Here is a 25,088-nt window from a genome sequence, read left to right as displayed (position 1 = left end):
CCTATCCCGTCGTCATCCGGATGCCGATGGCCGTGACCACCACGTTGATCACGAACAACGCCATGAACGCGTACACCACCGTCTCGTTGACCGCGTTGCCCACCGCCTTGGCCCCACCGCCGGTGATCGTCAACCCCCGGTAACACGCCACCAGACCCGCTATCAGACCGAACAGCGCCGCCTTCACACAGGAGATGATCACCTCGGGCACCCCGGTCAGCAGCGTGATTCCCGCCGCGAACGCTCCCGGGTTCACATCCTGGACGAAGATCGAGAAGAAATAGCCACCCAGGATCCCGATGATGACCACCAGGCTGTTGAGCAACAACGCCACCAACCCCGCCGCCAGCATCCGCGGCGTGACCAGACGCTGCACCGGGTTGATCCCCAGCACCTCCATCGCGTCGATCTCCTCACGGATGGTGCGCGACCCCAGATCAGCACACATCGCAGTGGCGCCCGCCCCGGCCACGATCAGCACCGTCACCAACGGCCCCACCTGGGTCACCGCACCGAACGCCGCCCCCGCGCCGCTGAGGTCCGCTGCACCCAACTCACGAAGAAGAATGTTCAGCGTGAAGCTGACCAGCACCGTGAACGGGATCGCCACCAACAACGTCGGCGCCATCGACACCCGCGCCACGAACCAACACTGCTCCAGAAACTCCCGCCACTGGAACGGCCGCACGAAGACGAACCGCACCGCATCCATCGCCATCGAGAAGAACCCACCGACAGCGGCCATCGCACCCGACACACCATTGGGCAACGCAATACCCGTCGACCATCGCTCCGGTCCCTTAGACGCCATAACCCGCTGGTCCCTCCAGGATCGTCACGGCCGATACGGCTGTCGGGCCGCCAATGTTGTGCGCCAGTGCGATTCGGGCGCCGTCCACCTGATTGACGGCCTCTCCTCGCAACTGTTGGAACAACTCGACGCACTGTGCCACACCGGTGGCCCCCGGCGGGTGACCTTTGGCTTTAAGGCCTCCGCTGGGATTGACGGGCAATGCTCCGCCGACGCTGGTCACCTCGGCCTCCAGAAGTTTGAAGCCCCCGAGCCTTTCGGCGAAGCCGAGATCCTCATAGCTCATCAACTCGATCCCGGTGAGGAAATCGTGCACCTCGGCCACGTCGACGTCGGCCGGACTCATGCCCGCCATCCCGAATGCCTGCTTCGCCGCCCGGGTCGTGGCCGGCAACATGGTCAGGTCCGGCTTGTGCTGGTGCATCACCGAATCCAGACCAAGCCCGACGCCGCGGATCCAGACCGGCCGGTCGGTGAACCGGTCCACGACGTCCTCGGCGGCGATCACCAGTGCTGCGGCACCGTCGCTCTGCGGCGCGCAGTCGTAGAGCCGGAACGGGGTCACCACCGTCGGTGCGTTCAGGGCCTGCTCCATAGTGATCTCGAAGCGCAAGCGCGCCTTGGGGTTGTTCACTCCGTGGCGATGGTTCTTGACCGCCACCATGGCTAAGTGTTCTTCAGTTGCCGGAGATTCGTGGAGATATCGACGAACGTGTAAAGCGAATCCGGCGGGGGCCACCAACCCGAGGGGGTAATCCCAGGCCATGTCGCGCGTCATGGCCTCCCATTGCCACAGCATGTCGGCAGATGTGGTGTCCCGCAGCTTGTCGGCACCCACCACCAGCGCGACGTCGAACGCCCCTGCCGCGACGGCGAAGAGCGCGTTGCGGATGGTGTCGTGTCCGGTCGCGCAGGAGTTCTCGATGCGGGTCACCGGCAAATCCGGTAAGCCGAGCGTGTCAGCGAGGATCCCGGACGGAAACCCGTCGGCGGTGCCCATCGCGCCGAACCAGGCCGCCTGCAGATCGGACTTCGACAAGCCCTTGTCCACGGTGTCGGCACACTCGGAGTAGGCCATCGGGAGCAGGTCCTTGATCCCGAGTGCGAAGTGCTCACCGAAAGCCGTCATACCGGCGCCGACGATCGCCACCTTTCTCATGCGATCACCCGGTCCGGTTCGAACGCGTAGCCGTAATCCGGCACACCCGAGCGCACCGCGACACGGCGGAGCGCGAGCCGTCCTCGTTCACCGATATCGACTGCGCCGGCGGGCGCACCGGTGACCTTCACCAGCGCGCGCACCCCGACGCCGTCGAGGTCGACGATGACCAACGAGTACGGCGTCCGCAGACCGGGCACCGGGATGTGCACCGTGGTCTCCGTGTAGACCGAACCGGTGCGCGGCAGCGGAACCAACTCGTAGTCGGTGGCCAGGGCGCCGTCGGGTTCGACGCGGTAGCGCGGCGGGAAGTCGAGGTCGCCGGAGTGGCCGAACCGTCCTGCCTCCCAACGGACTTTCGCCTCGAAGGCCCGCTCGTAGGCGGCCAGCGAGATCGGGATCTCGGTACCGGCGATGTAGGTGCCCTCCGGCAGCGGACGCGGGTCCGGTTCCCTGCGGTGGATGTGGGCCGCACCCCCGCTGACGGTGATGCCGGACAGAATCGCCTGTTCGACGGCAACCAGCGGACCGGTGGTGCCGCGTTCTGCCATCCCGGCCAGCGCGAACAGGCTCGAACTGGCCCCGGTCGTCGGCAGTGCGGGCGGGTCCCCCAGACACAGGTCGGCGGCCCGCTCATGATCGACCCCGGCCACCGCGGCCGGGGTGTCCAGCCAGGCCGCGGCCAGCGATGCGATCAGCCCTCGTTCGTGGAGCAGGCGCGGATCGCCGTAGTCGTGCACCGCGCCGGTGGACTTGCGAGTGCGAACCGGCAGGCTACGGGCCACCCGGGCGGCGGTACGGACCTGCAGGCCACGCTCGGCGGTGAGGATGGCGGCTGCACCGGCAGGCTCCAGATCACTGCCGATGATGAGCGTCCTGGGTCGCGCCGAGCTGACGGCGTCGACGGTCGCCGGAGCGCCGCCGAGTCGCTCGTCGACCTCGAGTTCGGGATCCAGTCCCAAACCCGCGAGAAGCACCGCGGCGTTGCTGGTTTCCAGCAGCGGGAAATCACGGCTGACGAGCACCACCCGCTCGACCGCGCCGCCTTCCGCCAACGCCGCACGACCCGCCTCGACTGCCATCGTGACGGCGTCTTCGTCGTCGCCGGCAACCCGCTGCAGGGAAGTACCCCAGCACGGCAGGTAGGTGCCGACGGACACGACGTAGGGCATGCTTCTCTTTCTTCAGTGGTTCGGTGGCGGCAAGTTCAGGTGACGGCGCCGGCCGTCTTGAGCTCGATGATTCTGTCCCAGTCCAGGCCCAGTTCGAGCAGGATTTCGTCGGTCTGCTCGGCGAACCCGGGTGCCGGACCGGTGTGCGGGGCCGCCACGTCGAATTGCACCGGGTTGGCCACCAGTTCCAGTTCGCCCGCCTGGACCATGTATTCGTTCGCCCGGACCTGGGCGTCCTTGGCGGCCTGAAGGGTGTCCTGCACCGGGGCCCACGGACCGAGCAACGTCGCGAACCGCTCGCTCCACTCGACCAGCGGACGCTTCTTCATGGCTTCGGTGAGGATCTCGTTGGCCGCGGCGGTGTTCTCGGCGATGGCCTCGACCGTGGCGAACCGGGGATCGTCGACGAGTTCGTCGAGATCCATGTGCCGGCACACGTCGGCCCAGAACTTGGTGGGCTGCATCATCACGAACGAGATGTAACGGTCGTCGGCGGTCGGATACAGGCCGACGAGCGGATTGATCGGCGACCCGTGCACTCCGGGAGGGAAGGCCTCCATGCGCTCACCGAGGTGATTGGTCAGCGCCACCGTGTGCCCCATCGCCCACAACCCGCTGCCCAGAAGCGAGACGTCCACCACCGATGCCTCACCGGTGCGTTCGCGCTTCAACAACGCCGCGGCGATACCGCCGGCGAGATTGGTCCCGGAGATGGTGTCGCCGTAGGCCGGTCCCGGCGGGCCGATCATGCCGGGCATCTCCGGCGGGGTGATGGTCCGTGCCGTGCCTGCGCGGCACCAGAAGGCGGTCATGTCGTAGCCGCCCTTGACCGACTCCTCGCCCCGTGGTCCCAGCGCACTGCCGCGGGCATAGATGATGGTCGGGTTGACCGCGCGGATGTCGTCGACGTCGATGCCGAACTTGGTCCGGTGACCGGGCAGGAAGCTGGTCAGGAACACATCCGCGCCACGCGCGAGCTCGAGCAGGACCTCCTTGCCCTCGGGGGTGGACATGTCCAGTCCGATGCTGCGTTTACCGCGGTTGGCGTGCTCGATGTTCGGGTTGGGGTCGCCCTCCACCCGCAGCAGCCCGGTCTGTCGCAGCCCTCGCTGTGGATCTCCGGTGACGGCATGCTCGACCTTGATGACGTCGGCACCCCACTCACCGAGTACCGCGCCGGCCGACGGCACGAAGCCGTACATCGCGACCTCGAGGACGCGAATCCCTTCCAGCGGGCGGGTCATGACGTCGCCCCGGGCAGAACGGTCGCGAATGTCTTCGTTTCCAGGAACTCCTCGAGACCGGCCGTGCCCATCTCGCGGCCGATGCCCGACTGCTTGTAGCCACCGAATGGGCTGTCCGGACTGAAGTAGTTGCCGCCGTTGATCGAGAAGGTTCCGGTACGGATGCGTCTGGCGATCGCCAGAGCCCGCTCTTCACTGCCGAAGACCGCACCGGACAGCCCGTAGATGGAGTTGTTCGCGATGCGCACCGCGTCGTCGTCGTCCTCGTAGGCGATGACGGCGAGGACCGGCCCGAAGACCTCTTCCTGGGCGATCTCGCTGTCCGGGTCGACGTCGGCGAGCAGGGTCGGTGTGAAGAAGTACCCGGGGTCGACCTTCTCGCCACCGGTGACCAATGTGGCCCCGGCGGCGACGGCTCTTTTCACCATGCCGTCGACTTTGTCGCGCTGTTTCTCGCTGATCAGCGGACCCATGTAGGTCTTGGGGTCACTGGGATCCCCGTACCGAACCATGCCGAAGTTGGCCTTGACCATCTCGACGATCTCGTCCTTGTGCTTCTTCGGCACCAACAGCCGCGACGTGAGCGCGCACCCCTGGCCCGCGTGCGTGACCATGCTGAACGCCGAGAACAGGGCGGCGGTGCCGAAGTCCGCGTCGTCGAGCACGATCGCGGCCGACTTACCACCGAGCTCGAGGAAGACCTTCTTGAGCGTCTCGCTGGCGGCGGCCATGATCCGGCGCCCTGTCGGTGTGGACCCGGTGAACGTGACGACGTCGACGTCGGCGCTGGTGGTGAGCACCGCGCCGACCTCCGGATCGGCGCCGGAGAGCACATTGACGACCCCTGCCGGAATGTCGGTGTGATTGGCGATGAGCTCGCCGAGCGCCAGGCTGATCAACGGGGTGTCCGGCGCGGACTTGAGGACGACGGTGCAACCGGCGGCCAACGCCGGCGCCAGCTTGGCCAGCGCAAGCTGGTTGGGGTAGTTGTAGGCGATGATCGCGGCGACCACGCCGGCCGCTTCCTTCTCCACCCAGCGGTGGTGTTGCATGCCACGGCTCTCGATGTTTCCGAGATCCTCGGTCATCGGATGGTTCTTCAACAGATCGGCGTAGTAACGGACGATCTCGATCGGCTGGTCCAGTTGCGCGCCCTGGCAGAGGGCCTCGGTGGCCCCGACCTCGGCAATGGTCAGCGCGGCGAGCTCGTCGCGGTGGTAGACGAGCGCTTGGTGAAGCTGCTCGAGGCACCGGATCCGCAACGCGGTGTCAGTCGACCAGTCGGTGGTGTCGAAGGCCTTTCGCGCCGCTGACACGGCCGCCTCGGCGTCAGCGACGGTAGCGTCTGGCGCCTGTCCGAGCACTTCGCCGGTGGCCGGATTCAGTGAAGGAAACGTCCGATCGGTGTCGAGCAGACGCCCGTCGATCAAGAGTCGCCGGTCTGCCTGCGACGTGCTCGCTTCGCCCTGGCGGTCACCCGAGATCGTGGCTGTTTCCTGCATCATCCTCCTCAAGGAGCTGTGACTTCACGGGGTTACGGTGTGCTTATGTGATGGAAACTGCATTCTCATCCACGGCGAATCATACATTCGCGGGATGAGAACTCAACAAATTCGACAGAACCGTCACTGCCTGCAATAAACGATGCGACAATCGGCCGTCAAACGTCTCACCAGTGCGAACAGACTGCCCAACATGTCTTGCGAGACGACCGTATGCGAGAGTACGGTTCTCATAATCGGAAGGACAATTCTTGAGGGATGAGGGCTGGGCGTGAAGAACGCTGTCGTGACCGGAGGTGGCTCGGGCATCGGGGCGGCCATCGCGACCCGCCTGCGGGCAGATGGTCTACAGGTCGCCACGATCGATCTGAATCCCGACGAGGAGAAGTTCTCCTACGTCGCGGATGTCACCGACCGGGCGGCGGTCGACGCCGCACTCGGCGAGATCCGTGCCGAACTGGGCCCGATCACGGTGCTCGTCAATGCCGCGGGGATGGACCGATTCAAGCGCTTCGTCGACCTCTCCTTCGAGGACTGGCAGAAAGTCGTCGACGTCAACCTCAACGGCGTCTTCCACTGCACCCAGGCCACGCTGCCCGACATGATCGAGGCCGGGTGGGGACGGATCGTCAACATCTCGTCATCGAGCACCCACTCCGGGCAACCGTTCATGGCGCCCTATGTCGCGGCCAAATCGGCAGTCAACGGGCTGACCAAGTCGCTGGCGCTCGAATACGGACCCGACGGCATCACGGTCAACGCGGTTCCCCCGGGATTCATCGACACCCCCATGCTCCGCAAAGCGGAGAAACGTGGCTTCCTCGGAGACACCCAGAAGCAGATCGATGCGACGCCGGTGCGGCGCATCGGTCGCCCCGAGGACATCGCCGCTGCCTGTGCCTTCCTCATCTCCGAAGAGGCCGGCTACATCACCGGACAGATCCTCGGCGTCAACGGCGGCCGCAACACCTAAGACAAGCCGACGGCAAGCTCGACAGAGAACCGAAAGGACTATCACTCATGAAACGCGTTCAAGGGAAGGTCGCCTTCATCACCGGCGCCGCACGCGGACAAGGGCGCAGCCATGCAGTCCGGCTCGCCGAAGAGGGCGCCGACATCATCGCGGTGGACCTGTGCGAGAACGTCGACACCATCGGCTACCCGCTGGCGACTGCGGAGGATCTCGACGAGACGGCCGCGTTCGTCGAGAAGACCGGCCAGCGGATTGTCACCGCAAAGGCCGACGTTCGCGATGCAGCGCAGCTGAAGAAGGCGCTCGAGGACGGCATCGCCCAACTCGGCGGCCTGGACATCGTCGTCGCCCAGGCTGGTATCGCCGGCATGAAGGGCAGCCCGCCGATGCAGACGTGGACCGACGTCATCAACACCAACCTGGTCGGCACCATCAACGCCATCCAGGTCGCGCTGCCTCATCTCAAAGAAGGCGCGTCGATCGTGGCGACCGGTTCAACGGCGGCGTTGATGGATGCGCACGACAAGCCCAACCCGGGCGGCGATCCGGGTGGCAAGGCCTACATGACCTCCAAACGGCTGCTGTCCGAATACGTTCACGACATCGCCACCGAACTTGCCGTTCGCGGCATCCGCGCCAACGTCGTACATCCGACGAACTGCAACACCGACATGCTGCAGAGCCCGCCGATGTACCAGTCGTTCCGGCCCGACCTGGAGAATCCCACCCGCGCGGACGCCGAGCCGGTCTTCGGCATCCAACAGGCGATGAAGGTCAACTTCATCGAGCCGGAGGACATCAGCAATGCCATTCTCTGGTTGGTGTCCGATGAGGCCCGGTACGTCACCGGCATGCAGCTGCGCGTCGATGCGGGCGGTTATCTGAAGTGGTACGACTACCACAAATAGGAGGAAACGTCGTGAAAGTTTGGGTCGACTCGGAGCGCTGTCAGGGACACACCCTGTGCTCGATGATCGCGCCGGACTCGTTCGAGCTCAGCGACATCGACGGCACCGCCTCGCCGGTGAACGAAGTGGTGCCGTCGGATCAAGAAGACGCGGTCCGCGAGGCTGCACATTCCTGCCCGGAACAGGCCATCTCGATCGAGGACTGATTATGCGCCGCCCCCGAGAACCGCAAATCACAGGGAGACAAGACCTTTGAGTGTCGACGACGTCGTGAACGGCACCGCCGACGACAGCCACCGGAAGACGACCTACCACTTCGACCGGCACACGCCCGAGTACCGGTTGCAGTTCGAGAAGATCACCGAAGAGATGCAGGACAAGTGTCCGCTGGCGTGGACGGATACCTACGACGGGCACTGGGTGGCCGCCGACAGCAAGCATGTCTTCGAGTTGGCGCGCTGCCCCGTGGTGTCCAATCACCACGACATCACCGGCGAGACCCCGTTCAAGGGCATCACCATCCCGAAGGCCAGCCGAGCCACCGTCGTGCGCGGCGGCATCCTCGAGATGGACGAACCCGAACACAGCACCTATCGGGGAGCGCTGAACCCCTACCTGTCGCCGGCGGCGATCAAGCGGTGGGAACCGTTCGTCGACGAGATCACCCGCGCCGCACTGGACGAGCACGTCGAGTCCGGGCAGATCGACTTCGTCGAACACCTGGCCAACGTCGTCCCCGCGGTGTTCACGCTGGCGATGATGGGCATCGATCTGAAGAAGTGGAACGTCTACAGCGAGCCCACCCACGCCTCGGTGTACACCCCTGAGCACGCTCCCGAACGCGAGAAGATCAACGAGCAGCATCGTGAGATGGGGATCGACATCATCAACAACATGATGGCGATCCGCGAGAACCCGCGGCCCGGCCTGGTGAATGCGCTGCTGCAGTTGCGGATCGACGGCGAGCCCGCCCCCGACATGGAGATTCTGGGCAATCTCGGGCTGATCATCGGCGGCGGATTCGATACCACCACCGCTCTCACGGCGCACGCGCTCGAATGGCTCGGCGAGCATCCCGAGGAGCGCGAACGACTCAGCCGGGAACGGGCCACGCTGCTCAATCCCGCCACCGAGGAGTTCCTCCGCTTCTTCACCCCGGCGCCCGGCGATGGCCGGACGTTCGCCGAGGACGTCGAGGTCGACGGCCAGGAATTCAAGAAGTACGAGCGACTGTGGCTGTCCTGGGCGATGGCCAACCGTGACCCGTCGGTGTTCGACAGCCCCAACCAGCTCGTGATGGACCGGAAGGGCAACCGGCACTTCAGTTTCGGCATCGGGGTGCACCGCTGTGTGGGCTCCAACGTGGCACGCACGGTGTTCAAGTCGATGCTCACCGCGGTGCTCGACCGGATGCCTGACTACGTGTGTGACCCCGAGGGCACCGTGCACTACGACACCATCGGCGTCATTCAGGGCATGCGCAATCTGCCCGCCACGTTCACACCGGGCAAACCCAAGGGTCCAGGACTCGACGAGACACTCGAGAAGCTGCAGCGGATCTGCAACGAGCAGGAGCTTGCGCGGCCGATCACCGAGCGCAAGGAAGTCGCTGTCATCGACTGATTCGCAACGGCTTCCGCGACAAAGTGGTTTGATGGCAGCGGGAAGGGCGAGGAGGGCTTGTTGAAGATCAGAATGATTGCGACCGCGGTGGCAGCGCTGATGTCCGCGGCCACGTTTCTTGCGCCCCCGGCTCCCGCCGCGATGCAGCTGGGTAACTACGACCTGTTGACCAACAGGTACGACCGGGCCTCGTGGTTCTGGTTCATCTCAGCGTGCATCCCGGACAAGAGCCCGGATTGCATCAATGTCGCAGCAAGACCACGGCTGAAGTTCTACGCCTACTACGAGAGTCGGAGCTATCTCGTCGACGGCCGCTACTCGTTCACCGTCGACGTACCCGACGGGCTGCGCTGCTGGGGGCACAACATGCCGACGCGCGAGACGTATTCGTGGGACGCGGTCACCCTGGTCGGGACCATCGACTCGAAGTTCGACCTGGGCTGCAACAACGGCCCGCCCGGCACCCAGTTCTGGACCTTCAAGCTCCAGCGCCTGTGACGCCTGGTCTCACAGCAGCGCGTACCGCTGGCGAATCCCGTTGAAGCGTTCCCACATCTGCTGCGCGCGCTCCTGCGCGGTGACCATCGCGGTATCCGCCGGAAGTAGCTCGGCCACCTGCGAAACCTTGACCACCCTGGTGTTCAGGGCCGCGGGTGAACCCTCGAGCATGTGCCGGTAGGTCACGTTGCCCCGCTCGAACCCCTGGGTGTCCATCCAGTTGTGACAGCCCGGGTCAACGGCCGCGAGAATGACCCGCACCCGACCGTCGCTATCGACCTTCGCCCGACTGGGGGTATAGCTGACCGGCCGGTACAGATAGTCCATGCTGTTGAAGAACACGCCCATGTTCGTCAGCATCCACAGGCCGGCGTGCGCGTCGAACTCGATGACCAGTGCTTCATCGGCAGCAAGCACCCAGTGCATGTTCGCCGCTGCCCGCCCGCGTCTGATATCGGATGAATCGGAGCTGACAGCCGGGAAGCAGTTGGGGTGCTCGTGGTCGACCCCGCCGTAGCCGAAAGGGAATTCGGGCCAATCCTGCATCAGGCCGGTGACGAACTCCCCCGCCCACCTGGTGGCGTCGACGATCTCTTCAGTGGTCGGCAGAGGTTTGGGTGAGGCCATGTCGACCCGCTCGATCCGCAGCCGGGCCGGCTCCTCCTGCCAGGAGTCGAAGCCCTGGCGGATGAACACCTTGCGGGATCCCGGTGTCGTGGGCAGCCAGTTCGGACCGCGCCGCAGACCCCCGACATAGATCTCCAGTGTCCCGTCCGGGGAGATCTCCATCTGTTCGCCGGTCAGGTTCGCCTCGGGCACGTCGCCGAACGGTTCGTGCAGTACGCCCGCACCCTCGCGCCGGGGGCCCTGCACGGTGATGTTGAGAAACCGCGCCGTTCCCCGTTCTCCGGTGATGCGGTAGGTCGTCCGGCCGTCGATCCAGGCCTGCTGATAGGTGAAGTCGGCGCAGTCGCCGCCGAGTTTGCGGGTCGGACCGCAGAAGGCGTGCAGGCTGGGGTAGCGCGTATCGCGTGTCTCCAAGGCGAGATCAAAAGCCTGCCCGAGGTTCTGGGTGAGGAATCGCAGACCGTCCACCCGGTGGGCGCTCGAGCTCGGATTGTGGTCTTTGAAGACCTGCCGACCGGCCGCCTTCAGTCGGTCGCAGAACGTCTCCCACGCCTGGCTGAGCGCCGCGTCGTCTGGACCGTCACCGAATGCCACCGGTCACCCTCCCGACGTCGCGACACGCTGCAACATCACCGATACCGCTTCGCAGGAGCGACGGGCGGCCTCGAGCCGACCCTCCCGCTCGATCCGGGGCCCGATCAGTTCGAGGTCGAACCCGTGCCGGTAGCCGCCGGCAAGTGCCTGAGCCACGAAGTGCTCGATGGGGATTGTGCCGTCACCGGGCACCGCCCGAGCCGGAAGAGACCGATCCCCGAGGATGTAATCGCTCAGCTGGATCATCTGGGTGCGGGGCAGGGCCCGGTCGAGCAGGGCCGGTAGCTGTGCCTCTGTCCAGCAGTGGAACAGGTCGATGCAGATGTCCAGGTCGCCACGTTCGGCCAGCTCGATCGTGTCCCGCAGCGTGTGAGCGATGTGGATGTCGGCGTACAGACCCGAGGCGTTCTCGATGGCGAGTGCCACACCGGCCTGCCGCGCATGGTCGAGGCAGGGTTGCACCGCTGCGCAGAATCGATCGGCCGCATCCTCCCACGTCAGCTCACCGCGACCGCCGGTCAGCATGTAGATCGCCCGCGCGCCGACAGCGGCGGCGGCGTCGATCACCGGGTGCAGTCCTTCTTCCGAAGCGAAGAGGTGGTACACCGTTTCCACCGAGTAGCCCTGTGCGGATATCACTTTCAACAGATCCGGCGAGCGCAGCTCCGAGTCGATCAGGCTGAGCCGAGACACCCCGAGCGCCGCCCAGTGGGCACGCAGTTCGGCCGGCGTCGCTCCGAGGAAAGACACATCGTGCACCGACAGCCGTTGGTCAACCACGCTGTTCGATCTCCACCCCGAAGCGTTCACGGAACGGCCGGAACTCGTCGTGCAACATGTCGAGGTCCTCGCCGATGTCGGTCAGCAGCGTGGTCGAGTAGCGGAACTTGCCGTGCCGGTCGCCCCGGTTGTTCGCCAGATACTCCCGCATCGCTGTCGCGGCCTCGTCGGTCAGAGTCCGGCCCGCGAATTCGTAGTAGGACCGCGCCACGCCCACCGGGTCGGCCACAAAATCGGTGTAGCGGACGTGCATGATCCGCGAATCGTGCACCAGCGGATTGGTCATGGTGTTGGCGATGCCGGCGCGCGTCAGTTCCAGATGCATCTTCGCCGCGGCTTGGAGGTCGACGGGCCCCACGATGCCCTCCAGGATGTCGGCCATCATCATCGTCCGTGAAGCCGCGACCTGTACCGGGTCGCGATGCAGCCACAGCAGGCTGGCGTCGGGGTAGACGTCGAAGAACTCCGCCAGCCGGAAGCCGTGGAAACCCTTGAGCACCCAGTGCTTCTGCGCCTCGTCCCTGCCGTACTGGAACTGTTGAAGCATCATCTTGTGGAGGCGGTACTGCGCCGCCGCATCGGTGGGCAGTCCGCCGACCACCGTCTGCATCGGCACCCGCCACCATGCCGTCGGCGTCATCACGCGGAAGTCGAACGCCCAGGTGCGCTCGTCCTCGGGCAGACCGTCGCCGAGCATGTCGTTGTACGGGTGGCTGTGCAGCCACTTCGGCATCTTGGTGTTGATCTCCCGCCAGTCCGCGTCGGCCCGTGCCCGACGGGTGTCCTCAGGATCCGCGATGCCCGGCGGCGGTGACGGGTACATCACCTCCCAGAAGCGCAGCGCGCGGGCCCGCGGATCGACCGACATGAGCGCGTGCATCAGCGTTGTGCCCGAACGTGGTTCGCCGGTGACGAACATCGGCCGCTCGATCACTTCGTCGGCGACGGGGTAGCGGTGGCGGTCTTCGAAGAGCTCCAGGCGCGTGGACAGCAGCCAGTGGCACACGTCTGCGGCGCGTCGAAGGCCGTCCGGATCCATTCCCTGGTCATTGAGCAGGTCGACAGCGACACCGAATCGTTCGGGCAGTGTGCTGTCACCGTAGTCGCACAGGCCGGTTTCGTTCTCGGCGCGGGTGAGCATGTCTGCCGCATTCAGCCCCACGGTCACCGCACTCCTTCGCAGAGCCGCATCAGCTCGTCCTCGGCGTCACGGACGTTCTCGGCCGACGCCGCTGCATAGTCGAGTCCGGCCATCCCCCCGTAGTCGAGGATCTTCGGAACCCGCAGGCCGGCATCGACGAACTCCTTGATGGTGTGTGCCACCTGCAGAGGTGTGCCGTGGGGTACCACCGCGAGGATCATCTCGGGCTCGACGCGGTCGAAGAAGTCCAGGACCCGCTCCCGGGTGAGGGTGGCCGGATCGATGTCCTGGAAGCCCTGCCAGTGCTCGCCCATCGGATGCTCGAAACCGAAGCTGCGCAGCACTTCTGCCGACACCTGCAGCAGAAAGGTCTTCACCAGCGGCGCCTCGAGGATCTCGGCGATCGCGGCGTCGTCGCGACCCATCAGGCACACCTGGATGAAGCACGGCGTGATGCTCTCGGGGTCGCGGCCAGACCGGTCGGCGGAAGCCCTTACCAGGGACAGTTTTTGGGCGTATTCCTCGGGAGTCCAGGCACCCGCAGGCCACCACCCGTCGGCGTAACGACCGGCGATGTCGAGCGAGCGCGGACCGCTGGCGCCGATCCAGATCGGCGGGGGTTTCCCCCCGTACGGCTCGGTGTCGAGACGCGCATGGTGCAACCGGAAGAACCGGCCCTCGAAGTCGACCGGTCCGTCGCTGTCCCACAGCAACCGGATGACCTGCAGCGCCTCCTCGAAACGGCTCACGGGGCGGTCGAATGGGAAACCGTAGGGCACGATGTTCTCGCCCTCCCCACTGCCGAGGCCCAGGATGAACCGCCCCTCGGCGAGATGGTCGATGGTCAGAGCGGTCTGCGCCAGGAGGGCCGGATGACGCCGGACGGTGTCCACCACGCTGGTTGCCAGAGGTACGTTCCTGGTCAGGACCGCGGCTGCCGCCGCCACCGCCATGCCGTCGAGATGCCGATGAGGCGACGGCGACACCGTTGCCAGATCGGTGAATTCGGGTGTCCAGATCGAATCGGGCCAGAAGCTGACCATGTGGTCGGGCAGCCAGATGGAGTGGTAGCGACCGTCGTCGAGCCGTGCGAGTTGGCTTAGGTCCAGCGGGAGCGCCGTCCGGAAGAAAGCAGCCGGCTGGACCATCATGCGCCAATCCCCTATCTGCGAGGAAGTCCGAGTACCTGTTGGGCGATGATGTTGCGCTGGATCTCCGATGTCCCGCCGGCGATGGTTCCGCCGAAGCTGCGGGCGTATCGCTCGAACCAGCTGGCGAAATAGTGGTCGAGGTTCATGTGCTCGTACGGGCCTGAGGTCGCCGGATGGATCAGGCCCTCCGGGCCGGCGGCGTGCAGCGCCTGATGCATTGCGCGTTGTTCGGCCTCGGCGCCGAACAGCTTCGGTATCGACACCGATGCGACGTCGACCTCGCCGCGCGCGGCCTTGGCCAGGCCGACCGAACCCAGCAGTCGCAGCGCCTGATAGTCCATCACCGTGCTCGCCCATTCATCGCGTTCGAGCGCGCTCGACGGTCGAGAGTCGGCGATCGCGTTGGCGATTCGGTCGGCGAAGCCCAGCCACATCATGGTGCGCTCGTGGCCGAGCGAACCGTTGGCCACTCCCCAACCCCCGTTGAGCGGACCGACGAGATTCTCGGCGGGCACCCGGACGTCGGTGAAGAACACCTCGTTGAAGTCCAGGTTGTCGATCCCGGTCATGTCCGCGAACGGCCGGCACACGACGCCCTCGAGATCGGTCGGGATCAGCAGCACGCTGATCCCCTTGTGCTTGGGTGCGTCGGGATCGGTGCGGACGAAGGTCAGCAGGAAGTCGGCGTCGTGTGCGCCTGAGGTCCACACCTTCTGGCCGTTGACGACAAAATCGTCCCCGTCACGAACCGCCTTGGTACGCAGCGATGCCAGATCAGATCCCGCGCTGGGCTCACTCATCCCCAGCGATGCGGTCCGTTCCCCTTTCAGCACCGGAACGGCCCACTGATGCTTCTGCTCCTCGGTGCCGAACGTGAGCAGCGAGGCCGCGATGATGTTGACGCCCTGCGGGTTGAAGCTGTGATAGATCCGGCGCCGGCACAACTCGTCGAGGTGGACATAGGTCTGCAGCACCGACGCGTTGCGCCCACCGAACTCGGGCGGTTGGGCGGGCAGCAGCCAGCCGTTGTCGAACAGCTTGCGCTGCCAGTCGCGGGCCCACTGCGGCATGTGCGACACGGACCGGGGGCGCTCCAACGTCTCGGCCGGACTGGGCAGGTGCTCGTCGAGGAACGCCGAGAACTCGGCGCGGAACTCCTCGACGTCGTTGTCAAAGGTCAGCTGCATTGAATTCCTCCGCGATCAGGGCACGATGCTCGGCGGCGCCGCCCAGCATGAGTTCACCGGCTTTGGCCCGCTTGAGCGCGAACTGCACGTCGTTCTCCCACGTGAAGCCCATGGCGCCGAACATCTGCAGACCGTGGCGAAAGACCAGCGCCTGACACTCCCCCGCCGAAGCCTTGGCCATCGCGGCGGCGAGGCGCCGGCGCGGATCGTCCGCGGCGATCGTGAGGGCGGCGAAATAGGTCAGCGCGCGGGCACGCTCGATCGCGACGTACATGTCGGTGGCCTTGTGCTGGATCGCCTGGAACGTTCCGATCGCGACCCCGAACTGTTGACGGCTCTTGGCGTGTTCGAGCGCCAGGTCGAGGATGCGCTGGCAGGCCCCGACCATCGTGATGGCCATACCCATCAGCGCGACGTGGCGGGCTCGCTCGGCATCCGCGGGGAGCCGTTCGGTGTCGGCGACACGGACACCGACGAACGACACCTCCGCAACGTGGAGCACCGGGTCGAAGACGTCGATGCGACGCGTGCTGGTGTGCTGGGCGTCAACGAGAAAGACTCCGGCGGGCGTCACGACGGCCAGGCGTTCCGCACGATCTCCGTCGAGCACGAACCGATCGGTTCCGGTCAGCACCCAGCCCTCGGCGTCGCGGATGGCGTTCACGCCGCTGTAGACCGCAGCGCCCGCGCTGAGCGGATCAAAGCGATCGCCCACCAGCGGCGCGAACTGGGTCAGGCTCGCCAGCAGAGGTGTCGGGTCGGTCGCCCTGCCCAACTGCTCGAGAACGATCGCCAACTCGACGGCGTTCTCCTGGTCGACCAGTTCGGTCCAGCCCGCCTCGACGTAACTGCTCCACAGTGGCGCGGGATCGACGCCGTTCTCGGCGATGTCGCGGATCAGCGAGGCCGGGCATTGTTTGGACACCGCGTCGCGCACTGTCTCCTGCCACAGCCGCTGATCAGCATCGAATTCGAGTAGCACCCGTTCGCCTCCTCTGGCCGGCCGTCAGGCGAGAATATCATTCTCGTGATCGGTGCCGGCGTTCTCGCCAGATGCGTCATCATTTTCGCCAGCGAGAAGCTGAGCGACCGACCAGCAATGACTTCTACCAGCGGAGATGTTAAGCGGTGTGCTGGAGAACTGAGTTCTTGCTTATGAAGAACAAGGATCTACACTGCTAGTAGCGGCGACCGCGCCCTCGGTCGTGCGGAGAACAGGATGGAGTTCGCGTGAAGGCATTCAGTGACGGGGCCGGAGGCGTCGACGCCGACCCGGTGCAGGTTCCCGTCATCGACACCAGCGTGCACATCTTCACCCAGTCCAACAAGGACCTGCGCAAGACGTTCATGCGAGAACCGTTCCGAAGCCGCGGCTTCCCGGATTACGAGATGGACTGGTACGGCGCCCCGGGCGGCGAGTACGCCGCGGGCACCGAAGGACCCGACGGGGAGTATCCGGGCTCGGACCCAGAGCTGGCTGCCAAGCACCTGTTCGCCGAGCGCGGCGTCGACATCGCCATCCTGCATCCGATGACGCGCGGCATCATGCCGGATCGGCATCTGGGTACCGCGATCGCCGCTGCCCACAACGAGATGATGGTGACCCGCTGGCTGGACCACGCCGAGTTCGGCGACAGATTCCGCGGCACGATTCGGGTCAATCCGGATGACATCGTCGGTGCACTGCGCGAGATCAACAAGTACAAGGACCACCCTCGAGTGGTTCAACTGGGCGTACCGCTGCAATCCCGCGAGCTCTACGGCAAGCCACAGTACTGGCCGCTGTGGGAAGCCGCGGTCGACGCGAACCTTCCGGTCGCCGTGCACTTCGAGGTCGGGTCCGGTGTCATGTTGCCACCCACCCCGAACGGGTTGACCCGCACGTACGAGCAGTTCGTCGGATTCACGGCGCTGAACTTCCTCTATCACCTGATGAACATGATCGCCGAGGGGGTGTTCGAGAGAAACCCCGCGCTGAAGCTGGTGTGGGCCGATGGCGCCGCGGACATGCTGACACCGTTCATGTGGCGCATGGACTGTTTCGGCAGACCACACCTGGAGCAGACACCGTGGGCGCCGAAGATGCCCAGCGACTATCTGCCCGGCCACGTCTTCTTCGTGCAGGGCAGCCTGGACGGCCCTGGTGATGTCGACTTCGCGGGGGAATGGGCCGGGTTCACCGGCAAGGACGACATGGTGATGTACGGATCGAGCTACCCGCATTGGCAACTCAACGAGCTTTCGGTGCCCCGCGCCTACAGCGCCGAACAACGCGACAAATTGTGCTGGCGCAACGCCGCAGAGCTCTACGGCATCGAAGTTGCCGCATCTCCGTCCGTCGCATCCGCGGCTGCGGCACAGTAGAGGGACGAGGAGGCCGTCATGACCACTACCGCCAATCCACGGGTACCCGCCGCCGAACGGATCGCTGTTCGGTGTGTGGACTCCGATGTGCACCCGGCGCCGCGCAGCGGCGATCTCGGTCAGTACATCCCCGAGCCGTGGCGCAGCAAGTACTTTGGCAACCACAAGGTCGGCGACCAGATCTATTACGACGCCCCGGACTATGCGCACTCGTACGCGATGCGCCTCGACACGTTTCCGCCGGACGGCGAGTTCGCCTGCAGCGATCCTGATCTGGCGTTCAAGCAGCTCATCATGGAAGCCGGCGCCGACATCTGCATCCTGGAACCCGCCGCGTACCCGGCACGGATCCCCGAAGCACAGCACGCCATGTCCGTCGCACTGAATCATTGGCAGGCCAATCACTGGCTGGACAGCCACAACAACTGGCACGAACGCTGGCGCGGCTCCATCTGCGTGGCGATCGAGGCGCCCGAGGACAGCGTCGCCGAGATCGAGAACTGGGCCGGGCATCCCTACATGTCGCAGATCCTGATCAAAGCCGAGCCGCGCCCGTCATGGGGCAACCCCAAGTACGACCCGATCTGGGCGGCAGCCACCAAGCACGACATCCCGGTCAGCTGTCACCTGTCGCGAAGTCACTACGACGAGCTCCCGATGCCGCCGGTCGGGCTGCCCAGCTACAACCACGATTTCATGGTCACGTACTCGCTGCTGGCAGCCAACCAGGTGATGAGCCTGATCTTCGACGGGACGTTCGACCGTCATCCGACGCTCAAGATCGTGTTCGTGGAGCACGCGTTCACGTGGATCCTGCCGCTGATGTGGCGCATGGACGCGCTCTACGAGGCGCGCAAGTCCTGGGTCGACATCAAGCGCAAGCCCAGTGAGTACGTCAAGGACCACATCAAGTTCACCACGCAGCCGCTGGACTATCCCGAGGACAAGACCGAGTTGACGCGGGCCTTCGAGTGGATGGAGTGCGAGAAGATCCTGCTTTTCTCCAGCGACTACCCGCACTGGACTTTCGACGACCCCCGTTGGCTGGTCAAGCACCTGCCCGAGCATGCCCGCGAAGCCATCATGTTCCGCAACGGGATGGCCACCTATACGAATGTGCCGGACACCGTGCCCGCGCTCGAGGGTCAGGTCCGGGTCTTCTAACCGATGGAGAAGGACAAGACGCCCCGCTTGGCGCAGGGGCGCGAACACGTTGTCGCCACTGTCGACGAGATCCCTTCGGGTACACACAAACTCGTACCGATCGGCCGTCATGGCGTCGGCGTCTACAACGTCAACGGCACGTTCTATGCGATCGCCAACTACTGTCCGCACGAGGGTGGCCCGCTGTGCTCGGGTCGGGCCCGTGGCCGCAACATCGTCGACGAAAGCGTGCCCGGCGACGCGGTGATGGTGCGCGACCTCGAGTTCATCTTCTGCCCCTGGCACCAGTGGGGTTTCGAGCTGGCGACCGGAACCACCGCGGTGAAGCCCGAGTGGAGTATCCGCACCTATCCCGTTCGGGTCGTCGGCAACGACGTCCTCGTCCAGGCTTGACGCCGAGCTTCGGAGCCCAAGAATCGGAGAGAAGTTGCCCAACAAAAAGATCGAGATCAACGGCGGCAACGTCGTCTACGAAATCCTTGGCAAAGAGGGTGAATTCATCGTCCTCACTCCCGGTGGCAGGTTCAGCAAGGACATTCCCGGGCTGAAACCGCTGGCGCGCAAACTCGTCGAGGGCGGATATCGGGTCCTGTTGTGGGACAGGCCCAACTGCGGCAAGTCCGACGTTCAGTTCTACGGTCAGAGCGAATCCCACATGCGCGCACAGACGCTGCAGCAGTTGATCACCAAGCTGGACATCGGTCCGTGCATCATCGCCGGTGGATCCGGCGGGGCCCGCGATTCGATGCTGACCACGATGCTCTACCCCGAGCTGGTCAAGAAACTGGTGGTGTGGAACATCGTCGGCGGGGTGTACGGCTCCTTCGTGCTCGGGTCGTACTACATCGTGCCGAACATCCTTGCCGTCCGCGGCGCCGGAATGAAGGCCGTCGCGCAGATCGCCGAGTGGCAGGAACGCATCGCCGAGAATCCGGACAACGAGGCTCGCATCCTTGCCGAGGATCCCGATCAGTTCCTCAAGTTGATGATGCGCTGGCTCAACGCCTTTGTCCCCAAGCCCGGCCAGACCATCCCCGGCGTCGAGGACGAGATGTTCGACAACATCCAGGTGCCCACGCTGATCATCAGAGGCGGCGAGAACGACCTCGACCACCCCAAGCGCACATCGCTGGAGGTGAGCTGCCTGATCAAGGGTTCCAAGGTCATCGACCCACCGTGGCCCGAGGATGCTTGGGAGCGCGCCGGCGAGGCCCGGGCCTCCGGAAAAGTCAAGCGCTTCAACATGTTCGACACCTGGGTGCAGGCCGCACCCGCGGTCCTCGATTTCTTGAAGAAGTCGAAATGATCCTCCCGACGGGGTGCTTGGCGGGGACCGTGGGTAGGGCGCGCGGTGCTGCCCCTTCCTCGAGAACCACCTTCACGAGGTTCAGACGATGACGATCTGCACTTCGCAGTTGAGTGACGCTTCCAAGGCGGTGTGCACCCGACTTTCGGGCACCCGCTGCACGTCCGACCTCAGAAGCGTCACCTTGACGATGTCCCAGCCGTCATCGGTTGGGACGCGCTCGATGTCGCCGCGGACCCCGAGGCCCGCCAGCACACCGTGGGCATCGTCATCGGTTCCCCTGCTGACATATGTGAGTACACCCGCTGACGGCTCGGTGCCGAAATCACCGAATGCCCGCAGACACAGGCCAACCGCGGTGCGCTTCAGCTCGTCGGGGTCGTCGCCGGCGATGAGCACTTCCACCTGGCGACGACTGGCCGGCATCGCCGTGAGATCGGTTTCGATGACCCGCATCCCGAGTTCGGTAGCCAGTTCGGAGAGGGTTGCCATGCCGTCGCGCAGTTCAGCCGCGCTCAACTGCGCCGAGGGGTCGACGTCGACTCGCACCACCGCGGTTCTCATGCCCGCCAGCCTATCCGCCGGCAGGAAGGCCCGATCATGACCGCAACAGACAATCGGTTCGCCACCCGGGTGGCGACTGCTGTCTGGCCAGAGCTCCAACCTCGACTGTTGCGACTGTCCGAAACCGCTGAAGATTATGCCGCGTACGCGCAGTCCGGCGGTTATCAGAATCTCAGCGATCCCGACGCTCTGCTCGAAGAGATCGATCGTAGTGGATTGCTCGGCCGCGGCGGTGCCGCGTTTCCGCTTGCGGTGAAGCTGCGCACGGTCCGTGAGGCGGGTCGTGCCGGGAGTTCGACGGTCGTGCTCGCCAACGGTGAGGAGGGTGAGCCCGCCTCCGTCAAGGACAGGTGGCTACTGCGCTACCGCCCGCACCTCGTGCTCGACGGCGTGCGGTTGGCCGCACGCATCGTCGGTGCCGACCGCGCCCACGTGTATGTCTCGGACCCACACGCCGCTCATGAGCTGAACACCGCACTGGAAGCCGCACCGTCGGGTGCCGCGCAGATCACCGTGGTCAGCGTCGACCCCGGATATGTTGCCGGCGAGGAGACCGCAGCGGTACGCGCCGTCAACGGCGGCCCCGCCAAGCCCACCGACAAACCGCCCCGGCCGTTCGAGAGGGGCGTTGCCGGATTGCCCACGCTGGTCAGCAATGTCGAGACGCTGGCCAACCTCCCATTCATCCTGCGCCATGGAAGCGACGCCTACCGAGCAGAGGGTACGTCGGCCTCTTCAGGTACGTTCCTGGCCACCGTCACCGGCGGCGGCCGACCCCCGACGTTGTACGAGTTACCCCACGGCACACCGTTCGCCGAACTACTGGAACACCACCAGGTTTCCGCCGACGCTGTGAAGGGCGTGCTGATGGGCGGCTACTTCGCGGGCCTGCTGAATCGTGAGGTCATGGACGCCACGCTCGACCACGAGACCATGCGGCGGCTCAACAGCGGACTGGGCTGCGGCGCCATTGCCGTGATCACCGATGACTGTCCGGTTGCAGTCGCGGCATCGGTGATGGCGTACTTCGACCGCGAGAACGCCGGGCAGTGCGGTTCGTGTTTCAACGGCACGGCGGCGATGTCCGCAGTGACTGATGCACTGCGCCAGGGTCGTGCCACCGAGGACGACATGGCCCGACTGGAGCGGTGGTCAGTGGTACTGCGCGGGCGGGGGGCGTGCGCGACGCTGGACGCGGCGACCAACGTCGCAACCAGCCTGCTGCGGGCCTTCCCCGCCCACGTCGCAAGGCATCTGGCCGACGACTGTGATGCGTGCCGTGCCAACATGTACCACGCGCTGCGGCCCTACGAGGTGGAGGCGGTTTCGTGAGCGACCCGATGAAGATCCGACTGGACCGAACGCTGTGCGACGGGTTCGGCATCTGCGCCAAGCACGCCCCCGGGTACTTCTCGCTCGACGACTGGGGCTATGCGTCGTTGATCGGTGACGGCACCGTCTCCAGTGACGATCGAGACGCGGTGATCCGCGCGCTGCTGGACTGTCCGGTGCACGCGATCACCGAGCTCGGCGAGCACGGGCCACTGGGCGGTCGGCCGCCGTCGGCCGACTCCGAGGAGGCCATCGAGCCGCACTTGAACAGCGGGGAGAGCGAAGCCATCTCGGAGTTCGTCCGTTGACGAGACCACTGCCACAACTCACTGTGCAGAACGAGTTCTTCTGGACCTCGGGGGCCGACGGACGACTCAGGATCCAGGAGTGTCTGAGCTGCCAGTCCCTGATCCATCCTCCTGCTCCGGTGTGCCGGTACTGCCGGGAAACGAAGATGGGCGTGCGGGTGGTCTCGGGCAGGGCGACGCTGGCGGGGCTGACCGTCAACCATCGCTTCGGTTTTCCGGACCTGCCACCGCCCTACGTGGTCGCCGAAGTGGCGCTGATCGAAGACACCCGAGTTCGGTTGACCACCAACATCATCGGTGCCGAGCCCGACAGCCTCGCGATCGGCCGGCCCGTCGAGGTGCAGTTCCAGCAGGTCGACGATGTCTGGCTGCCGCTGTTCACCCCTGCGGCCGACGAATCCGCCCCCACGGCGCTGCCCACCGACGAGATCCCGCCGGAGCAGTTCGCCGAACACGTCCGCCCGATGCTCACCACGAAGAAGTTCGAGGACCACTCGGCGATCACCGGCATCGGCATGTCCACGATCGGCCGCAGGCAGATGGTGGCCCCGCTGTCGCTGACGATCGCCGCGTGCGAACAGGCGGTCGCCGACGCGGGACTCACCTTCGACGACATCGACGGGTTGTCCACCTATCCGGGGCTCGACATGGCAGGCATGGGAGAGGGAGGCGTCAGTGCGCTCGAAGGCGCGCTCGGACTACGCCCCACCTGGATCAACGGCGGGATGGACACGTTCGGCCCCGGCGGTTCGGTGATCGCGGCCATGATGGCGGTGGCCACCGGGATGGCCCGCCATGTGCTGTGCTTCCGCACGCTGTGGGAGGCGACGTTCGGGCAACTGGTCAAGGAGGGCAAGATGTCGCCTCCGATGGGTGCGCGCACCTCCAGTTGGCAGCATCCGTTCGGCGCGATCTCGGCAGCACACGTGTTGGCGCAGAACGCGAGCCGCCATTTCGACCGCTACGGGACCACTCGCGAGACTCTCGGCTGGATCGCCTTGAACCAGCGTGCGAACGCCGCCCTGAACCCGACCGCCATCTATCGCGACCCCATGACGATGGACGACTATCTGTCAGCTCGGATGATCACCACGCCGTTCGGCCTGTACGACTGCGACGTCCCGTGTGACGGTGCGGTCGCGGTGATCGTGTCCGCCGTCGACGCGGCCGAGGACCTGGCCAAACCGCCCGTGCGGTTCGAGGCCGTCGGCACCCAGATCATCGAGCGCCTCGACTGGGATCAGACCACGCTCACCCACGAGCCACAGGTGCTCGGCCAGTCAGCGCACCTGTGGTCCCGGACATCGTTGCGGCCCAACGATGTCGACGTCGCCGAGCTGTATGACGGTTTCACGTTCAACTGTCTGTCCTGGCTGGAGGGACTGGGCTTCTGCGGTATCGGCGAGGCGAAGGACTTCCTCGACGGCGGCAAGGCCATCGCACGTGACGGCGTCATTCCGCTGAACACCCACGGCGGTCAGCTGTCCCACGGTCGCACCCACGGCATGGGGCTGATCCACGAGGCGGTCACCCAGCTGCGCGGCGAAGCGGGTGAGCGCCAGGTTCCCGGTGCCCGGGTCGCGGTGGCCAGCAGCGGTGGGCTGACCCCCAGCGGCGTGATGCTCTTGCGGACCGACGGGTGACGGCCGCCGACGTGATGCCGGCACCGCGCCCCCGCGTCGTGCTGGTCGACGGGGTACCGATGTCGGCGCTCGTCTCACAGGCACCCGAACCCCGAGCGGTCATCGTCGCCGTTCACGGCGGTGCCACCTCTGCCGCGTACTTCGACTGCCCCGGCCAACCCCGGCTGTCACTGTTACGTGCCGCTGCCGCAGCGGGATTCACGACGATCGCCCTGGACAGGCCCGGCTATGGCGCCTCGGCCGTGTACGCGACCGATTTCGGCGACGCCGCCCGGCGTGTCGGCGCCGCATTCGCCGCGGTGGACAAGGTCCTCGCCGACGGTGACCGGGGCGCCGGGTTGTTCCTCGTCGGGCACTCCGCCGGTTGCGAGCTCGCCCTGCGGATGGCGACGACCCGGCCTGAGGTGATCGGCGTCGAGGTGGCCGGAACCGGGCTGCGGTACAGCGAGACCGCCAAGGACATCATCAGCGCGGCCACGCTCACTTCGCGCCCCGCCGGACTGCGGGATCTGCTGTGGCAGCCGACGGAGCTCTACCCGCCCGAGGTCCTCACCGGAGCGCTGTCAGCCCCCGGGGTCGCCTATGAGGCTGAGGTGACGGCGAACTGGGCACGGCGGGACTTCCCTGAAATCGCTGCGCGCGTGCAGGTCCCGGTTCAGTTCAGCGTCGCCGACCACGAAAGTGTCTGGGAGTCCACGCCCGACGCGCGCGCCGCGATCGCCGCGCTGTTCAGCTCATCTCCTCGCGTGCTCGTCAACGAGATGGCAGGCAGCGGACACAATCTCAGCGTCGGTCTGACCGCCGACACCTACCACCACAGGGTGATGTCGTTCATCGAGGAATGCATCGCGGACGCTCGCGGACGCGATCGAAGATCAAGCGGAGGCACATAGATGAGGGTCGGATTCATCGGACTGGGCAGTCAAGGCGGGCCCATGGCGCGCAGGATCGTCGAGGGCGGTTTCGAGTTGACGCTCTGGGCGCGCAGGGCCGCATCGGTCAAGCCGTACGCCGACACCGCGGCCACGGTGGCGGCC

26 protein-coding genes are annotated in these 25,088 nt (G+C 65.7%); 14 read left to right on the top strand and 12 right to left on the bottom strand.

Translation table 11 applies throughout. The features are described 5' to 3' along the window. Position 1 precedes the first annotated feature (1 nt). Genes WA965_RS25805 through WA965_RS25785 form a run of 5 tightly spaced genes read right to left on the bottom strand, consistent with a single transcriptional unit; the run spans position 2 to position 5,888 of the window. The gene (locus tag WA965_RS25805; protein WP_526296447.1) at positions 2–811 is read right to left on the bottom strand and encodes an MlaE family ABC transporter permease; all 810 of its coding nucleotides are present in this window, start codon (positions 809–811) and stop codon (positions 2–4) included. Next, positions 801–1,970 carry a thiolase family protein gene (locus tag WA965_RS25800; protein WP_526296445.1) on the bottom strand — a complete coding sequence of 390 codons (1,170 nt, stop codon included), beginning with the start codon at positions 1,968–1,970 and terminating at the stop codon, positions 801–803. The genes WA965_RS25805 and WA965_RS25800 overlap by 11 nt, the downstream gene beginning before the upstream one ends. After that, positions 1,967–3,142 (bottom strand): Zn-ribbon domain-containing OB-fold protein, encoded by a 1,176-nt coding sequence (locus WA965_RS25795; RefSeq protein WP_526296443.1) that lies wholly within the window; start codon positions 3,140–3,142, stop codon positions 1,967–1,969. Before WA965_RS25795 ends, WA965_RS25800 begins: the two co-directional genes overlap by 4 nt. Before the next feature lie 35 nt (positions 3,143–3,177). Further along, the gene (locus tag WA965_RS25790; RefSeq protein ID WP_526296441.1) at positions 3,178–4,386 is read right to left on the bottom strand and encodes a CaiB/BaiF CoA transferase family protein; all 1,209 of its coding nucleotides are present in this window, start codon (positions 4,384–4,386) and stop codon (positions 3,178–3,180) included. Next, a complete protein-coding gene (locus WA965_RS25785) occupies positions 4,383–5,888 on the bottom strand; it encodes an aldehyde dehydrogenase family protein (RefSeq protein WP_526296439.1) in 1,506 nt (501 codons plus the stop codon). The genes WA965_RS25790 and WA965_RS25785 overlap by 4 nt, the downstream gene beginning before the upstream one ends. A gap of 271 nt (positions 5,889–6,159) precedes the next feature. Here WA965_RS25785 and WA965_RS25780 point away from each other — a divergent pair, with 271 nt between their 5' ends. The 5 genes from WA965_RS25780 to WA965_RS25760 all read left to right on the top strand — a co-directional run bounded on the left by WA965_RS25780 (position 6,160) and on the right by WA965_RS25760 (position 9,890). Then, complete coding sequence (locus tag WA965_RS25780; protein ID WP_526296437.1) at positions 6,160–6,861, top strand: SDR family NAD(P)-dependent oxidoreductase; 702 nt, start codon at positions 6,160–6,162, stop codon at positions 6,859–6,861. A 47-nt stretch (positions 6,862–6,908) separates the two neighbouring features. Next, the gene (locus tag WA965_RS25775; protein WP_526296435.1) at positions 6,909–7,769 is read left to right on the top strand and encodes a mycofactocin-coupled SDR family oxidoreductase; all 861 of its coding nucleotides are present in this window, start codon (positions 6,909–6,911) and stop codon (positions 7,767–7,769) included. Between the two features lie 11 nt (positions 7,770–7,780). Continuing rightward, positions 7,781–7,975 carry a ferredoxin gene (locus WA965_RS25770; RefSeq protein WP_526296433.1) on the top strand — a complete coding sequence of 65 codons (195 nt, stop codon included), beginning with the start codon at positions 7,781–7,783 and terminating at the stop codon, positions 7,973–7,975. Between the two features lie 46 nt (positions 7,976–8,021). Then, positions 8,022–9,392 carry a cytochrome P450 gene (locus tag WA965_RS25765; RefSeq protein ID WP_526296431.1) on the top strand — a complete coding sequence of 457 codons (1,371 nt, stop codon included), beginning with the start codon at positions 8,022–8,024 and terminating at the stop codon, positions 9,390–9,392. 72 nt (positions 9,393–9,464) lie between these two features. Next, positions 9,465–9,890 (top strand): hypothetical protein, encoded by a 426-nt coding sequence (locus WA965_RS25760; protein WP_526296495.1) that lies wholly within the window; start codon positions 9,465–9,467, stop codon positions 9,888–9,890. A 9-nt stretch (positions 9,891–9,899) separates the two neighbouring features. Here WA965_RS25760 and WA965_RS25755 read toward each other — a convergent pair whose 3' ends face one another. The 6 genes from WA965_RS25755 to WA965_RS25730 are packed head-to-tail and all read right to left on the bottom strand — an operon-like array spanning position 9,900 to position 16,352. Then, positions 9,900–11,111 carry a DUF1214 domain-containing protein gene (locus WA965_RS25755; RefSeq protein WP_526296428.1) on the bottom strand — a complete coding sequence of 404 codons (1,212 nt, stop codon included), beginning with the start codon at positions 11,109–11,111 and terminating at the stop codon, positions 9,900–9,902. A 3-nt stretch (positions 11,112–11,114) separates the two neighbouring features. Further along, a complete protein-coding gene (locus tag WA965_RS25750) occupies positions 11,115–11,891 on the bottom strand; it encodes a sugar phosphate isomerase/epimerase family protein (protein ID WP_526296426.1) in 777 nt (258 codons plus the stop codon). Continuing rightward, entirely contained in the window at positions 11,884–13,059 is a 1,176-nt protein-coding gene (locus tag WA965_RS25745; protein ID WP_526296424.1) for a sulfotransferase, read from the bottom strand. The genes WA965_RS25750 and WA965_RS25745 overlap by 8 nt, the downstream gene beginning before the upstream one ends. Then, complete coding sequence (locus WA965_RS25740) at positions 13,056–14,183, bottom strand: LLM class flavin-dependent oxidoreductase (RefSeq protein ID WP_526296422.1); 1,128 nt, start codon at positions 14,181–14,183, stop codon at positions 13,056–13,058. The genes WA965_RS25745 and WA965_RS25740 overlap by 4 nt, the downstream gene beginning before the upstream one ends. Before the next feature lie 11 nt (positions 14,184–14,194). Further along, positions 14,195–15,370, bottom strand: a complete 1,176-nt coding sequence (locus WA965_RS25735) for an acyl-CoA dehydrogenase family protein (protein ID WP_526448199.1) — start codon at positions 15,368–15,370, stop codon at positions 14,195–14,197. Next, positions 15,354–16,352 (bottom strand): acyl-CoA dehydrogenase family protein, encoded by a 999-nt coding sequence (locus WA965_RS25730; protein WP_526296418.1) that lies wholly within the window; start codon positions 16,350–16,352, stop codon positions 15,354–15,356. The genes WA965_RS25735 and WA965_RS25730 overlap by 17 nt, the downstream gene beginning before the upstream one ends. Positions 16,353–16,600: 248 nt before the next feature. Between WA965_RS25730 and WA965_RS25725 the strand changes: the two genes are divergently transcribed. Genes WA965_RS25725 through WA965_RS25710 form a run of 4 tightly spaced genes read left to right on the top strand, consistent with a single transcriptional unit; the run spans position 16,601 to position 20,204 of the window. Further along, entirely contained in the window at positions 16,601–17,734 is a 1,134-nt protein-coding gene (locus WA965_RS25725) for an amidohydrolase family protein (RefSeq protein WP_526296416.1), read from the top strand. Positions 17,735–17,752: 18 nt separating this feature from the next. Then, positions 17,753–18,898: an amidohydrolase family protein gene (locus WA965_RS25720; RefSeq protein WP_526296414.1), complete on the top strand. Its 1,146-nt coding sequence runs from the start codon at positions 17,753–17,755 to the stop codon at positions 18,896–18,898. A 3-nt stretch (positions 18,899–18,901) separates the two neighbouring features. Then, the gene (locus WA965_RS25715; protein ID WP_526296412.1) at positions 18,902–19,291 is read left to right on the top strand and encodes a Rieske (2Fe-2S) protein; all 390 of its coding nucleotides are present in this window, start codon (positions 18,902–18,904) and stop codon (positions 19,289–19,291) included. A 34-nt stretch (positions 19,292–19,325) separates the two neighbouring features. After that, positions 19,326–20,204 (top strand): alpha/beta fold hydrolase, encoded by an 879-nt coding sequence (locus WA965_RS25710; protein ID WP_526296410.1) that lies wholly within the window; start codon positions 19,326–19,328, stop codon positions 20,202–20,204. Between the two features lie 81 nt (positions 20,205–20,285). Here the strand turns inward: WA965_RS25710 and WA965_RS25705 are convergent, their stop codons facing one another. Then, positions 20,286–20,768: a hypothetical protein gene (locus tag WA965_RS25705; RefSeq protein ID WP_526296408.1), complete on the bottom strand. Its 483-nt coding sequence runs from the start codon at positions 20,766–20,768 to the stop codon at positions 20,286–20,288. A 36-nt stretch (positions 20,769–20,804) separates the two neighbouring features. On the opposite strand from WA965_RS25705, the gene WA965_RS25700 reads away from it, so the two are divergent. The 5 genes from WA965_RS25700 to WA965_RS25680 form a co-directional block, all read left to right on the top strand. Beyond that, complete coding sequence (locus tag WA965_RS25700) at positions 20,805–22,100, top strand: NADH-ubiquinone oxidoreductase-F iron-sulfur binding region domain-containing protein (protein WP_526296406.1); 1,296 nt, start codon at positions 20,805–20,807, stop codon at positions 22,098–22,100. A gap of 8 nt (positions 22,101–22,108) precedes the next feature. Then, positions 22,109–22,408, top strand: coding sequence for a ferredoxin (locus tag WA965_RS25695; protein WP_526296493.1), 300 nt, complete (start codon positions 22,109–22,111; stop codon positions 22,406–22,408). Further along, entirely contained in the window at positions 22,405–24,051 is a 1,647-nt protein-coding gene (locus tag WA965_RS25690; protein WP_526296404.1) for a thiolase C-terminal domain-containing protein, read from the top strand. Before WA965_RS25695 ends, WA965_RS25690 begins: the two co-directional genes overlap by 4 nt. 14 nt (positions 24,052–24,065) lie before the next feature. Next, entirely contained in the window at positions 24,066–24,944 is an 879-nt protein-coding gene (locus WA965_RS25685; protein ID WP_526296492.1) for an alpha/beta fold hydrolase, read from the top strand. Next, on the top strand, positions 24,945–25,088 hold a 144-nt coding region (locus tag WA965_RS25680), incomplete at its 3' end, for an NAD(P)-binding domain-containing protein (protein ID WP_526448201.1).

It is taken from the genome of Mycobacterium sp., assembly GCF_049683935.1.
In the GTDB taxonomy this organism is placed as follows: domain Bacteria; phylum Actinomycetota; class Actinomycetes; order Mycobacteriales; family Mycobacteriaceae; genus Mycobacterium.
This window is presented reverse-complemented; position numbering and strand designations above follow the sequence as displayed.

Coding starts and splice junctions, on each gene's coding strand:
- WA965_RS25740 (WP_526296422.1), bottom strand. CDS start 14,183: ATGATGGTCCAGCCGGCTGCTTTCTTCCGGACGGCGCTCCCGCTGGAC.
- WA965_RS25800 (WP_526296445.1), bottom strand. CDS start 1,970: ATGAGAAAGGTGGCGATCGTCGGCGCCGGTATGACGGCTTTCGGTGAG.
- WA965_RS25720 (WP_526296414.1), top strand. CDS start 17,753: ATGACCACTACCGCCAATCCACGGGTACCCGCCGCCGAACGGATCGCT.
- WA965_RS25700 (WP_526296406.1), top strand. CDS start 20,805: ATGACCGCAACAGACAATCGGTTCGCCACCCGGGTGGCGACTGCTGTC.
- WA965_RS25795 (WP_526296443.1), bottom strand. CDS start 3,142: ATGCCCTACGTCGTGTCCGTCGGCACCTACCTGCCGTGCTGGGGTACT.
- WA965_RS25785 (WP_526296439.1), bottom strand. CDS start 5,888: ATGCAGGAAACAGCCACGATCTCGGGTGACCGCCAGGGCGAAGCGAGC.
- WA965_RS25705 (WP_526296408.1), bottom strand. CDS start 20,768: ATGAGAACCGCGGTGGTGCGAGTCGACGTCGACCCCTCGGCGCAGTTG.
- WA965_RS25775 (WP_526296435.1), top strand. CDS start 6,909: ATGAAACGCGTTCAAGGGAAGGTCGCCTTCATCACCGGCGCCGCACGC.
- WA965_RS25805 (WP_526296447.1), bottom strand. CDS start 811: ATGGCGTCTAAGGGACCGGAGCGATGGTCGACGGGTATTGCGTTGCCC.
- WA965_RS25695 (WP_526296493.1), top strand. CDS start 22,109: ATGAAGATCCGACTGGACCGAACGCTGTGCGACGGGTTCGGCATCTGC.
- WA965_RS25685 (WP_526296492.1), top strand. CDS start 24,066: ATGCCGGCACCGCGCCCCCGCGTCGTGCTGGTCGACGGGGTACCGATG.
- WA965_RS25715 (WP_526296412.1), top strand. CDS start 18,902: ATGGAGAAGGACAAGACGCCCCGCTTGGCGCAGGGGCGCGAACACGTT.
- WA965_RS25760 (WP_526296495.1), top strand. CDS start 9,465: ATGATTGCGACCGCGGTGGCAGCGCTGATGTCCGCGGCCACGTTTCTT.
- WA965_RS25735 (WP_526448199.1), bottom strand. CDS start 15,370: ATGCAGCTGACCTTTGACAACGACGTCGAGGAGTTCCGCGCCGAGTTC.
- WA965_RS25790 (WP_526296441.1), bottom strand. CDS start 4,386: ATGACCCGCCCGCTGGAAGGGATTCGCGTCCTCGAGGTCGCGATGTAC.